This window comes from Curtobacterium sp. MCBD17_040 (assembly GCF_003234805.2).
GTDB lineage: Bacteria > Actinomycetota > Actinomycetes > Actinomycetales > Microbacteriaceae > Curtobacterium.
In genome coordinates, this window is sequence record NZ_CP126274.1 from 554,845 (window position 1) to 567,424 (window position 12,580).

8 protein-coding genes are annotated in these 12,580 nt (G+C 68.0%); 6 read left to right on the forward strand and 2 right to left on the reverse strand.

Annotation, left to right across the window (positions count from 1 at the left end; genetic code table 11):
• Positions 1–5: 5 nt before the first annotated feature.
• Positions 6–1,019, forward strand: a complete 1,014-nt coding sequence (locus DEI94_RS19425; RefSeq protein WP_111025236.1) for a LacI family DNA-binding transcriptional regulator — start codon at positions 6–8, stop codon at positions 1,017–1,019.
• A gap of 148 nt (positions 1,020–1,167) precedes the next feature.
• Here the strand turns inward: DEI94_RS19425 and DEI94_RS19430 are convergent, their stop codons facing one another.
• Positions 1,168–3,267, reverse strand: coding sequence for an ATP-dependent DNA helicase (locus DEI94_RS19430; RefSeq protein WP_111025238.1), 2,100 nt, complete (start codon positions 3,265–3,267; stop codon positions 1,168–1,170).
• Positions 3,268–3,945: 678 nt separating this feature from the next.
• On the opposite strand from DEI94_RS19430, the gene DEI94_RS19435 reads away from it, so the two are divergent.
• Positions 3,946–4,518 carry a hypothetical protein gene (locus DEI94_RS19435; protein WP_111025240.1) on the forward strand — a complete coding sequence of 191 codons (573 nt, stop codon included), beginning with the start codon at positions 3,946–3,948 and terminating at the stop codon, positions 4,516–4,518.
• A gap of 8 nt (positions 4,519–4,526) precedes the next feature.
• On the opposite strand, the gene DEI94_RS19440 is transcribed toward DEI94_RS19435, so the two are convergent.
• On the reverse strand, positions 4,527–5,081 hold the full coding sequence (locus DEI94_RS19440) for a hypothetical protein (RefSeq protein WP_111025242.1): 555 nt from the start codon (positions 5,079–5,081) through the stop codon (positions 4,527–4,529).
• A 590-nt stretch (positions 5,082–5,671) separates the two neighbouring features.
• Here DEI94_RS19440 and DEI94_RS19445 point away from each other — a divergent pair.
• The 4 genes from DEI94_RS19445 (at position 5,672) to DEI94_RS19460 (ending at position 12,479) form a co-directional block, all read left to right on the forward strand.
• A complete protein-coding gene (locus tag DEI94_RS19445) occupies positions 5,672–6,262 on the forward strand; it encodes a hypothetical protein (RefSeq protein WP_111025244.1) in 591 nt (196 codons plus the stop codon).
• 85 nt (positions 6,263–6,347) lie between these two features.
• On the forward strand, positions 6,348–7,445 hold the full coding sequence (locus DEI94_RS19450; protein WP_111025246.1) for a hypothetical protein: 1,098 nt from the start codon (positions 6,348–6,350) through the stop codon (positions 7,443–7,445).
• A gap of 111 nt (positions 7,446–7,556) precedes the next feature.
• Entirely contained in the window at positions 7,557–11,213 is a 3,657-nt protein-coding gene (locus tag DEI94_RS19455; RefSeq protein ID WP_111025248.1) for an ATP-binding protein, read from the forward strand.
• Positions 11,214–11,504: 291 nt separating this feature from the next.
• The gene (locus DEI94_RS19460) at positions 11,505–12,479 is read left to right on the forward strand and encodes a hypothetical protein (protein ID WP_111025250.1); all 975 of its coding nucleotides are present in this window, start codon (positions 11,505–11,507) and stop codon (positions 12,477–12,479) included.
• Positions 12,480–12,580: the final 101 nt, after the last annotated feature.

A 12,580-nucleotide genomic window follows, 5' to 3' on the forward strand; every position in this document is an offset into this window, starting at 1 on the left:
GCGGGATGCCGGTGACCATGAAGGACGTCGCGGAACGAGCGGGGGTATCGGCGAAAACGGTCTCGAACGTGATCAACGGGCACCGGTACATCAGCAGCTCCACACGCACTGCCGTCATGGACGCTGTCGCCGAGCTCGGCTACCAGGTGAACGTCTCGGCGCGGAACCTCCGGGTCGGCCGCACCAACATGATCATGCTCGCTGTCCCGGATCTGACCCAGACGTACTTCGCCGAAATCGCGGCGCTCGTCATCCACGAGGCCGACCGGCACGGGCTCAAGGTGCTGGTCGAACAGACGGATGCGAAACGGCAACGTGAGGTCGACGTCCTCGCGGGCTTCCAGCGGAACCTGACGGACGGGCTCATCTTCAGCCCGCTCGGGCTCGGCCCCGGTGACACGGCGCTGTTCAACGTGTCGTTCCCGATGGTGCTCCTCGGCAACCGCGTGAGCGAGACCGGCGATGCGGTGCTCATGCGGGATGAGGCCGCCGCCCACGCCGCCACGGCGCACCTGCTCGCGGGCGGAGCGCGACGGATCGCGGCGATCGGTTCCGACCCGGACGAGTCGAACGGGTCGGCCGAGTTGCGCCTCCAGGGTTACCGGCGCGCGCTCGACGAAGCGGGCGTGCCGTTCGACGACGGCCTCGTCGTCGTCACCAACCGCTGGCATCGGTCCAACGGTGCGGCGGGCGCCACGGAGCTCCTACGGCGCGATGTCCCATTCGACGGCCTGTTCGCGTTCAACGACCTCCTCGCCCTCGGTGCGATGCACGAGCTGCAGTCGCGGGGCGTGCGCGTGCCTGAGGACGTCGCGGTGATCGGGTACGACGACATCGACGAGGGCCGGTACTCCTCGCCGACCCTGTCGACCGTGAGCCCCGGCATGGAGGATGTCGCACGGATGGCGGTCGACCTGCTCGTCGAGAGGATCGAGACGCCCGCGCATGACGGCGGGGCAACCCAGCGCTACTCCGAGTTCCGGGTTGTCGAGCGGGAGTCGACGCGCCCCGTCGGCTGAGCGGGAGGCAGTCCGAAAGAGCGCGGGCCACAACTGCGTCGCGCGGACTTCGGCGGTGCTTGCGATACCGAGCGCACCCGTCCGACCGCCTCGAAACGTGGAAGTTGCGCCGACAGGTCGAACCCAGCCCTGAAGCTCTCGCCCGCGGTCAGCCGACGTGTCCCCGGTTGCGGAGGTACGCCTTCGCGTCGTCGAGGCTGGTGGTTTTGATGGGGAACCACCGCATCGCTTCCTGGTAGCTGTTCCGTGTCGGCGTCTGGTAGCGGAAGGGACCTGCGTTGATCATCCGGGGGTCCCACACTGCTGCGAGACCCCAGTCGCTGCCGGAGCGGATGAGCCGTCCGAGGGCCTGCTCGAGGAGGATGGCGGCGTCCGCGACGTACACGAGACGGTCCGCGGTCCACCGGTCATACCCGGCGGTCTCCATGAGGTAGTCCACGCGGGCGTCATCGACTGGGTTCGACGCAGCGCGGGGTGCGCGGTCCACCTGCACGAGGGTGCACGTCTCCCCGGGGGCGTCCACGCCGGTCATGAGGGACTTCGTGCCGACGAGGACACCGTGCTTGTCGTGCTTCCACCGGTCGACGATGACGGACGCTGCTTCACCGTCCCACTGGGAGTACACGTTGAAGCGGCCTCGCGCCTGCTTGCGGAAGTGTTCGGCGTACTGGCGGCCGTTGGTGGATGTGGCGGCGAGGGTGAGCGCGGACCCGCCGTTGAGTTCGATGAGTTTCGCCATGCCGCGCGCCGCCCATTCCGCGTGCCGGCGGACGTCGAACTTCACTTTCCCGTACCGGGTGGCGCCGATGGCGTCGGCGTCACGGTCGTCGGTCACCTTCGGCACGTACAGCAGGGACCGGGCGTACGCGTCGGTGAACGGTGACGGGTACGACTTCACCTGCGTCTTGAGGCCGGCGTCGCGGACGAACCCCTGCTGCAGGGTGGCGGACAGGGTGGCGACGGTCAGCGGCCGCGGTTCGACAACGGCGGGTTCTTCGCCGTCGGAGGCAGGCTTCTGCTGGTCGCTGCTGTCGTCGTCGTCGGCGGGTGGGGTGGAGGCGTCGTGCCAGAGGTTCCGGTCCATCATCCCGGCGACTTGCACCGGTGCGGACTGCAGCCCTGCGCCGCCGGCGCCGCGGCCGTCGCCGTCGTTCTCCCACCAGCGGGCGACCCCTGCCCAGTGCTGCCTGACCGAGTCGACGGTGCGGACCATCTGGTCGATGGCGGCGGCGGCGCGCTTGGAGGCGATGACGGAGGACATGTCGCTCTTGTCGGCGACGGCTTGCGCGTGCTGGCTGCCGGACTTCAACCAGGCGGTGAGAACGTCGCCGGTGTTTTCCAGCGGGTCCACGGTTTGGGGGATCCGTCCGTCGTCGGAGGACTGCTGCCCGGACGCGATCTCGTGGGCGACGTAGTCGATGACCTGCTTGCCGTCGGCGACCCACTTGTCGACGGTGGGGTTGCCTTCCCCGCCGGCTTCCCGAACCCGGTTGATGATGCCCTGCAAGCGGGATGCGGAGATGGCGGACTGCCCTTGCGAGCGGACGATGCCGGGGAGGGCGTGCGCTTCGTCGACGATGATGCCGTGGAACGCGCCGAGCTTCTGGTTGCCGATGACGACGGGGGTGTTCGACGCGGCTTGCACGGCGAGCATCGCATGGTTGGTGATGACGATGTCCGCTTCCGCCACCTTCTCCCGGGCGATGCGGGGCCGGCAGATCGCGGCGAGCGGGCATGCTGCTTCGCCGACGCATTCCTGGGTGGAGACGGACACCGCCGACCAGGCGAGGTCGCTCATCTCACCCTGGTAGGAGTGCTTGTCTCCGGCGGTGTCCGGCGTTTCATGCTGCCGGACCGCCCAGGCGAGGAGCGGCCGCAGCGTCGTCGAATCGTGGACACGTCCGTCGGCGAACACGGTGTCCTTGAGGTGGGCACGGTCGATGCGGTTGGCGGTGTCCGACAGTCCGCCCTGCCCGTTGGTGATGCCGAGCTTCCGGACGACGTTCATCGTCTTCGCAGCGCACACGTAGTTCGACCAGCCCTTGAGGACGGCGACACCGAGGTCCGCACCGAGCACCTCCTTCGTCGCCTGCACGACGGTCGGTGCGTCCTTGTTCACGTACTGCTGCTGCAGCGACAAGGACTCGGTGGACACCAGCCACCGCTCCCCGTACCGGGCGGCGCCGACCGCGGCGACCGACAACGCTGCGAGGGACTTCCCGGAACCGGTCGGTGCGATACCAGCCATGTGCCCGCCGACAGGATCCCCTGCCGACGCCATGTCGTCGGTCATCAGCGCCTGACCAGGGCGGGGACCCGCAGTGGGCAGACCGGTGGCGAGACGAACCGCCTGAGTGAGGACGTCACGGACGGCGAGAACACGCTTCGATTCGGCTGCCATGCCTCACCTATGCAGGTACGGCACTGGCGGCGGACTCGCGGTTTATTCGCGGGCGTGACCGAAACGACGCCACCATCGCCGATGGTGGCAAGTCTCATCGCAGCGCCATGACCACGAGCTCGCGGCCGGGCTGGACACCTCTCTGGCGCTAGGCATGAACAAGTCCACCGGCTAGCGTCGACAGCAGGAGGACCGACATGCTCATGAACGCGCAACGCTCTGCTCGCCTGGTACGGGCAGGGCTGCGTCGAGCGAGTGCGACGCGTGTGCGAGTGACCTTCCACCCGGCGCCGCGCGGTGAGAACACCAACTCGCAGCAGCTGCGGGCATTCGCGCTGATGCGCCACGACCGCGTCGCCGCCGAGGCGCTCCGGCACGGGGAAGACGATGGCGGGGACCACGCTGGGCAAAGGCAACGACCAGTGCCCGTTGATGAGGTATCCGATGACGGCATGCCGCAGAGGTCAGCGGATACGGGGGCCGGGCGGCGACGCTGACTGCGCCGTCGCTACTACGATCACCGGCATGCGGGAGGTACTCCAGACCGTCCGGCGCCGCGTGAGCTTTGACCGGTCGACGGTCAGCGTCTGTCAGGAGATGACTGACGGATTCGGCGACGACGCGGCAACGCAGCGCTTGCTGCACTCTGACCCGGGAACGCAACTGTCTGAGTGGGCGGGCCGTGGACTGCGAGCCGGCCGCGAACTCATCGGCGGCCAGCTACTTCTGACCACGATGCGCGAGGGCTACGACATCGACGTGGACGTGGAAGTACATCCGGGTGAACCACCTGCGCTGGATGACCGGTGGTCGGATGTCGTTGACGTGCCGTTCCCGGCGATGGGGCCTGCGTTCGTCGCGGACCTGTTCGGGTCACTTGCGGAGCCGGAGGAGCCCCTCCCGCTCGAGGCGGGCGTCACCTACCGCCTGCGATACGCAGTGCGAGACGCGGACGCAGCGGACCCGGAACGGGACGAACAGCAGGAGACGTACCTGCTGCAGTTCTGGCCAGCACCGTTGACCCCAGCGGTGGTGTGTCGAGCAGAGTCGAACCGCGGACAGTATTGGCTTCACGCTTGGGAGGAGCGGCCGAAGTAGTTTGGTCCTCAACCTTCGGCGAGCGGTGGCTCGCTGTCGGCGACGGACCGGATTCCGCGGATGTAGTGCCCGTCCGTCTCGATGACGGTCAGCCGTCGGAGGCGTCGGCCGGCGGCGTGGTCGTGCCAGGTCGCGTCGGGCCGGACTTCGTGGAGGTACACCCAGTGGCGGGTGACGGCGTGGATGACACCGATCCACAAGGCGTCGTAGCGGTGGTTGGACTGAACGCCGACGAGCTCACCGTTTGCGGGGATGGTGCGGAGTGCGCCGGCGGTGGTGTCGAGGTTGACGGTGTCGAGCGTTCGGGGGAACGACGGCGGCCATTCCGGGCGAAGCCGAGCGGCGCGGGACTCGAACGTCGAGTCCGGACGCACGGACGCGATGTCGGTGAGTCGGAAGGCGATGTAGCCGTTGAACAGGCCACCGTCGATGGTCCGAGCGAGCAGCACCCACTTCCGTCCCAGCGCGAGGACGAAACCGGTGTAGAAGACACCTCGTTCTGTCTTTCGCTGAACGAGGACGAGGTGGTCGCCGCCGACGGCCTTCCGCAGACGCCGTCGCACCTTTTCTCGCTGCACATGGAGAACCTATCGGCCTGCTCGCGCGGCCCGTCACTGCTGCGGCTCGGGCGGTGTTCGCCGCATAGATGGGGGAGCCCCGTTGTCTCGGGGCGCTTCCCGAGCGACGCAGGAGTACCGCCTTGACCGACCAGAACATCACGCCGGAACAGCACCTGACCCGCGCGGCTGCTCGCGCTGAGCGTGGCGCCTATGTGCCGCCTGCGGTTCCGCCGGCGGTTCCGTCGGTGCCGCTCGCTGTTCCTGCCGCGGGGGCGACCCCGCCGCCGCCGGCGGTTCCGCGTGTGCCTGCTGCTGTTCCGTCGGCGGCCCCGGCCCCGGCTGCGGCTGCGGCTGAGCGTCCTCCGGTTCCTGCCGCTGTGCCGCAGCCGTCCGCTCCGACCGTTCTCGCGCCTGCCGCGGCCCCCGCGGCACCTCCGGCTGTCCCCACCCCTGCTCCCGCGCCCGTGCCGGCGGCCGCCGCTGCGCCCGCGCCGGTCGCCACCCCTGCGCCGGCGCCCGAGCTCCCCGCCCCGCAGCCTGCGTCTGCTCCGGCTCCGGAGGTTCCGCCGCTGTCGGCGTTGGATGCGGCGGCGTTGAACGATGAGGCGTTCACGGTGTACGACGACCCGTGGGCGGATGTCACCGACGCTCGGGACGGCAGCATCACCCTCGACGACGAGAAGCCGTACGAAGCGCACGACGCCGACGACCATGATGACGATGACGAGGAGGACGCGCGTCGTCGTCTCACCGCTCCTCGCCGGGCTGCCGCTCGTGAGCGGGCCCTGGTCCGGAAGGCTGTCGCGAAGGTCCTCGAGGTGCAGGCGTCGGAGCCGGGTCTGGTGCAGGTCGCAGCGAGCATCCTCGGGGTGAACGCGGCGAACACCGCTGACCTGACCGTCGCCATCATCACCGCGAACGCCCGCGACCTGCAGGTCGTCAACGACCTGAAGACCATCCTCGACGCGGACGCGTTGGAAGCCGGTGTCACCGCCACCGCGTTGGGCCGGGCGCGTCTCCGCGCGGTGTGGAAGCTCCTCGCGGGGTTGGACGGTGTGTCCGGTGAGATGCCGTCGTCGGACCCGAAGGCTGCCATCGCGTTGGTTCGGGCGCTGCACGCCGGGGACTCCGCAGCCATCCGCGGCCGTGTGGACGCGGCGGTGGCGTTGCTCCGTTCGAAGTGACGCCGCTGCGGCGTCGCCGCATCGTTTCCGTGTGACCGTTCCGCCGTCCCGACGCGGCTCCATCCCGAACCTTTTGTGAAAGCCGATGGCGAAGAAGAAGAACGACCCGCTCTCGAACTGGCTCGACGAAGCCGAGGACGTCCCTCGCGCCCGCGTGACGCCGACCCGGAAGCTGGAGCGACGTCAGCGGTTCTTCCGCATCTGGGTGTTCTCCAGCGTGTTCCTGCTGCCGTTGGCGTTGTTGATGGCGTGGAGCTCCGCAGTGAACAATCACGGGTCCGGGGCCTCGCACACCTCCGCCGCCGCAGTCGTTGATGTGAAGGGGCGCACTGCCGCGACGGTCGCCGTGCAGCAGTGGCTTGCCAGCAGCCCGTCGCCGGTTGCCGGGAAGGGGCAGATCCTGTCCTACGACGGGCAGTCCATCGTGAAGAAGCCGGCGAACCCGAAGGACTCCAACGGGAAGGTCACCGTGGTGTCCGCGGCGTACACGACGGAGATGCAGCACTTCACGGTGCAGGACGGGCTCGGGCAGACGTACGCGGTAGACGTGGAAGTGGCAGTGAACAAGACGTACGGCGCTGCGGTCCTCGCCGGCCCGTCGCTGCTACCGGAACCTGCCGCGGACACGACACAGATCACGTCGGAAACCTCGAACGCGTCCGGCACCTGGCCAGGCTTGTACGACTCGTCGGCGTCATCCGCGGTGTCGCAGACGGTGAAGCTGTGGGCCGACGCATTCGCGAAGGGATCCTCCGACGACCTTCGCCTTGCCGTGCAGGACAAGGTCTCCAAGCACACCTACCAGACCCTGAACAACGTCTCCAGCGTCACCGCGACCATTGACGCGGCCGCGTACGACTTCGGGTCCCCGACGGCGAACATCGCCGGGAACGGGAAACGCAGCAGCAAGCAGCTGGTGCGCGTCACCTTGTACCTGCAGTGGAAGGGGAACCCGGCGCCAGCGCCCGGACAGGAGCAGGACACGCTGCCGTCGGTGACGTACGACCTGCTCGTGCAGCAGGCAAACACCGCCGCTCCCGTCGTCACCGCATGGGGAAGCCCCGGCAGCGGGCCGACGCTGCAGCCGTACCAGAACGCACTAGTCGGCATCAGCGGGCAGCCGTCCAATGGCAGCACCCCAGCGCCGGCGGCCGCAGCGGACTCGGCAACAACCGGCGGCTGACCGGCACGTGCCCACCGGTCCGCTTTAGCCGCATGTGCTCAGGTGCAGGCCGGCCACAGCACCCGACTCCCACCCCCTGCAGCTCATCCGCTCCGCGAGCAAGGACAGCCCATGGCGAACACCAGCCCTGACTACCCGACAATGGTCGCCGGCCGCACCCGCGACGGCCGTCTCGTCGGCATCGACAACAGCGTCTGGCTGTACCGCAAGGTGCCGCTGGCGCCGGTCACCGAAGCGAAGACCACCGACCATGCCCTCCGCGCCGCGCAACCCATCGTCAACGCGTACGAGGAACTCGCGGCGATGACGAACGTCCGCGCGAACCGTCGCGGTCTCGCACGCAGCGCCTACCGGGACACCCATCTGCTGCTGGTGAACATCCCCACCCAGTTCCGACCCGCTGAGGGCCCCATCGGCGGGTACCTCGCCGAGCAGTTCCCGAACACCATCACCTACTCACGGCTGCTGCTGTTCGGGGTGAAGCTTGACTCCAGCATCGGCACCGGCGGGTTCCGCGCCGCCATCGACTCGGTCACCGAAACACTCGTCAGCGGCGGCACCCCCATGTCCGACTACGACCGGGATTACAACGCGGTCAGCGGCGCCCTCAGCCGCGCCGGTCTGACGGAGATGACGAAGAAGGACTTCAAGCTCGCGAACTCCTGGTGGAACCGCGGGGAGTTCCCGGACACCCCAACCCTGTTCCACGCCGACCACCTGCACGTGTTCTCCTCTGCGGAAGCGGTCGCTCTCGCGCAGCAGCTCGGCGCCGACAACTGCGACCAGTGGCCGCCGCTGGCGGGAACCAGCGCCATCTCGTTCACCTCAGTGCAGGACATCGACCTGCCGTACGTCAATGCCGGGGAACGCTCGGCGCAGTGGATCGCTGACTACGTCACCGCCGACGCTGCCATCATCTCCATCCGCGGTCTCGTGGAACCTGCCGTCGTCACCCGTGGTGAGCTGCGCCGAAACCGGAAGCAGAACATGGACGACCAGCAGGAGCGGTACCGCGAGCAGAAGATGGACAAGGCGGAGCTCGAGGAGAAGATCGAGAACCTCGCCAACGTCGAGAACGCGTACGCCTCCGGCGGCCCGGCAACCCTCGTGGACACATCCGTGCTGATGGCGTTCGACGGGAAGCTCGACGACGTCTCCGAACTGTCGGGGATGCAGGTCACGATGAACTCGATGCTGTACCGACAGAAGTCCGCGTGGGCGGAATCGATGCTCGCCTCGAAGGTTCGCGCGAACCCGAACCGGCACGACCTTCCCGACACCGCTGTCGCGTACTCCGGTCTGCCGTCCCTCAGCACCGTCGGCGACCGTGAAGGAGCCATCGTCGGGTTTACGGAACGGGACCGGCAGCCGGCGCTGCTGTCCCCGACCGCCATCGCCAAGGAAGACAGCACCCCCATCTGCGTTGTGGCCGCCGCATCCGGCGCCGGCAAGTCGATGATGATGCTCTGGCTCGCCGACCAGTTCGCCCGCATGGGCCGACCAGTGGTCATCATCGACCCGAAGGCGTTGTCGCTTGACACGCCCATCCCAACCCCGTCCGGGTGGCGGAAGAACGGTGACCTCCGCGTCGGCGACCAGGTGTTCGACCGACACGGCCGCCCAACCACCATCACCGCGCTCAGCCCCCTGTTCGAGCAGTCCGACCTCTACGAGGTGAAGTTCGACGACGGGCAAATCATCAAGGCAGACGGGCAGCACCGCTGGGTCGTCACCGACGCGAAGGGCCGCCGGCGTATCCGTGAGGGACGCGGCGGCATGGACAGCCAGCTCCGCGACCTCACCACTGCGCAACTCATCGAAGAGGGCGTCAAGACGACCACCGGGCAGTCCAAGTTCTCGGTGCCCCTCGCCGGAGCCGTTCAGTACCCGGAGAAGGAGCTCCTCGTCGACCCGTACTTGCTCGGTGCTTGGCTGGGGGACGGCACCAGCAAGGCCGGACAGATCGTGTCCGGCTTCGGCGACGCGAACTTCTTCGAGGCGCAGTATCGCGCGATTTGGCCTGCGCTGACGCGCACAGACACGCATCTCGCAGAGTTCTACTTCGGGCGGGACGAAGCGCTGTGCCCGCGCGGGCATGACAGCGAACGCAGACGGTACAGCGGGGACGACAGGGACCGCCTGGTGCGCCCGGATTGTTCCCGCGAGCAGAACAAGGTCTACCGCGGTGTCGCCACGCGAAGCCCCGTCACGAACCATGCCCTCATCACGCAGCTCCGGGAACTCAACGTGCTCTCCAACAAGCACATCCCCGTCGACTACCGGACTGCGTCCGTCGAGCAGCGACTCGCCCTCGTCCAGGGCCTCATGGACACGGACGGCACAGTGAAGACGCGAGGGGATGCTCGCATCAGCCTCACCAATGAGGCGCTGGCCCGGGACCTGCTCGAGGTGGTGCGCAGCCTCGGTATCAAGGCCACCATCTGGGAGGGGAACGCCACCATCAGCGAGCCCGACCCCAACAGCGCGGGGGAGAAGCGGGTACGCGTTGTTGGTCGCCAGTGGGTGGTGACCTTCCGCACCGAGAAGCCGGTGTTCCGCCTGCCGCGGAAGCTCGAGCGACTAGCAGGCACGACGACACCGCGTTCCTCACAGCACTACATCGTCTCCATCACGCCCATCGCGTCGGAGCCGGCTCGCTGCATCCGGGTGGCTGAGGAGGACCACACGTACCTCGCTGGCGGGTACATCCCGACGCACAACACCGGTTCGGACCACTCTGGCGCTACTGCTCTGTCTGGTGGTCAGACGGCGTCGCTGGATGACTTCATCTCCGCGGACGGTGTGCTGGATCCGCTCCGGTTCGCCATCACCCGTCAGGACGGTGTGGAGATGGCGGCGTCGATGATCCTCAGCGTGAACCCGTTCGGCAACGAGCGGGCGAACATGGAGGTGCCGCTCATCGCCGCGTTGAACTACGGGGTCGGCCACGGTGCGACATGCATCGGGCAGGCGCTGGGGATCGCGGTGCAGTCGAATCCGAGCAACGTCGCCTGGCGACAGCTGTTCCAGAGCATCGTCGAACTCGCGCAAGCGTCGAGCCAGTTCCGCGCCATGGTCGGCTTCAACCCGAGCACGCAGGCGCTCCGCATCCACGACGGCATCACCCTCATCAAGGTCGGCAACTCGCACCTGAACCTGCCGTCCCCGGGTACTCCGCACGAACGGCTGGACATCCCGCAGCGGGTGTCGCTGGCGTTGGTGCGGATGATGATCTTCGGGGCGTCGACCGCGTTGACCGGTCGGGACGGCATCATCATGCAGGACGAGGCGTGGACGATCCTCAACTCCGACCCGAAGGAAGTGGAGCGCCTCGGCCGGCTCGCCCGGTCCCAACGCGTGCTGCCGATTCTGTTCAGTCAGGACATCTCTGGCGCCCAACGCGCAGGCCTGGCCGGGTTCATCTCCCGCGGCTTCGTCGGCCCTATCTCTGACCCGGTGGAAGCGAAAGCGGCCCTGGACCTGTTCAACATCGAGGCGACCGACGACCGGATGAAGCGGATTACCTCCCCGGCGACGATGGACTCCTACGGCCGTGACGACAACGCTGCACCGAACTGGAACTCCATGAAAGCGCTCCGCGACCCGGCCACGCGCCGTGTGCTTCGCGGGTCGGTGTGGATGTACTCCGACCTCGCAGGCCGCGTCATCCCCGTCGAATGCACCATTCCGGAGGAGTTCCTCCGCCTCGCCTCCACTAACGCAATCGACATGGACGCACGGAAGGCTGCAGCTGGGCAGGCCGCTTGACCCGACGGCCGGATGGGAGCGCATCGACTCTGAGCGGCGGGCAAGCCCTCTGGCGGGGCGCTAGGTTGAGCGCATGTCGATTCCTGCAGGTCCCGGTGGCGGGTGGGTCCCGAAGTCACCCCGTGGGAAGAACGCGTTAAAGTGGACAGTGTGGGGCTCCGCACCGTTCGTGGTGGCGTTCATCGTCGTCATCGCGGTCGCGCACCACTAACGGTGAGGCTCATGCTCCGCGCATAACCATCTCGCCGACGTTGGAGTGACGGCGGAGCGGCGAATGCAAGGATCTTGCCTGTGGACGGTGACGTGGTGGGCCTTGCGACGTACGCGTTCGTTCTGGTCTGCGCGGGTGCTGGCGGCATGTGGGCGCGGCATCGCCGATTCCGCTCATCGGACGCCGCGGCGCCGCAGCTATGGGAAGCGCCGGAGCGGCCGGAGCCGCAGCTGGATGTGCCGTACGTGCAGCAGCTGTGCCGACGGATCCTGCTCGCTGCCACTGACCCGCAGGAGCGGGCGCTCCTGCCGCAGCTCGACCACATGATTGCGGTGACGCTCATCGGTGAGGACTGCGTCAGCGTGACCGTCGACGTGACGCGGGCTACTCGTGCCACGGTCCAGGATGGTCCGCTGGACGTGGTCGGGTTCGCCGCTGGTGCCATCGCCGGTCAGGGCGTGACGCTGTGGGTGGCCGACGGGCTCCTCACTGTGGTGGAGCTGCCGTTCTCTACGTCCGGTGGCGTGGTGAAGCGACCAAACCTGGGGTCGCTGACTGCAGGGGTGCCCGGCGACGGCCCGGACACGTTGACAGCGTTGCGGGAGGCTGCGTTGCTAACGGACTTCGCACCACTGCATCCGAGTGCACTGCCGATGCTTGCCGCGCACGCCCTCGTCGCCGGCGCTGACTCTCAGTCGCTGGCGTACCTTGCGGGCCTGCCTGCGAGCGAGAACCCCACCCGGTTGTCCGAGCATTTCGCGGCAGCAGTCGAAGAGCTGCGTCTCACCCCGGACCGGTCGACCGCGCTCGGGCAGCGGAGCTTCATCGACAGCATGGTCACGATGCTGCTCAGTGGACGCCTCGCCGCCGAACCGTTCACCGCGGCGATGGCGTCCGTCCCGCATGAACTGCTCACTCCAGCTCTCGAGCACACCGGCTGGCTGTCGACGTGGTTCGACCCGGAATGGGAAGACGACGTCGAAACGCTGCAGGTTATCCTCGACGCTGCCGAGGAGTGGGCGGCGCTCCCGCCGGAGGAACGCGCGGCACGATGAGTCCGCGCCGCAGTTCGGGGCACGTCCCGTGACGACGGGCCGCTACCTGCGACGACTCCGGGGAGTGGTGACGCGGATGCCGACGCCGGCGGCTAGCAGCA

Excerpts from the sequence above, each read along its gene's own strand:
- DEI94_RS19450 (WP_111025246.1), top strand. The coding sequence starts at position 6,348 with ATGGCGAAGAAGAAGAACGACCCGCTCTCGAACTGGCTCGACGAAGCC.
- DEI94_RS19425 (WP_111025236.1), top strand. The coding sequence starts at position 6 with ATGCCGGTGACCATGAAGGACGTCGCGGAACGAGCGGGGGTATCGGCG.
- DEI94_RS19430 (WP_111025238.1), bottom strand. The coding sequence starts at position 3,267 with ATGGCTGGTATCGCACCGACCGGTTCCGGGAAGTCCCTCGCAGCGTTG.
- DEI94_RS19455 (WP_111025248.1), top strand. The coding sequence starts at position 7,557 with ATGGCGAACACCAGCCCTGACTACCCGACAATGGTCGCCGGCCGCACC.
- DEI94_RS19435 (WP_111025240.1), top strand. The coding sequence starts at position 3,946 with ATGCGGGAGGTACTCCAGACCGTCCGGCGCCGCGTGAGCTTTGACCGG.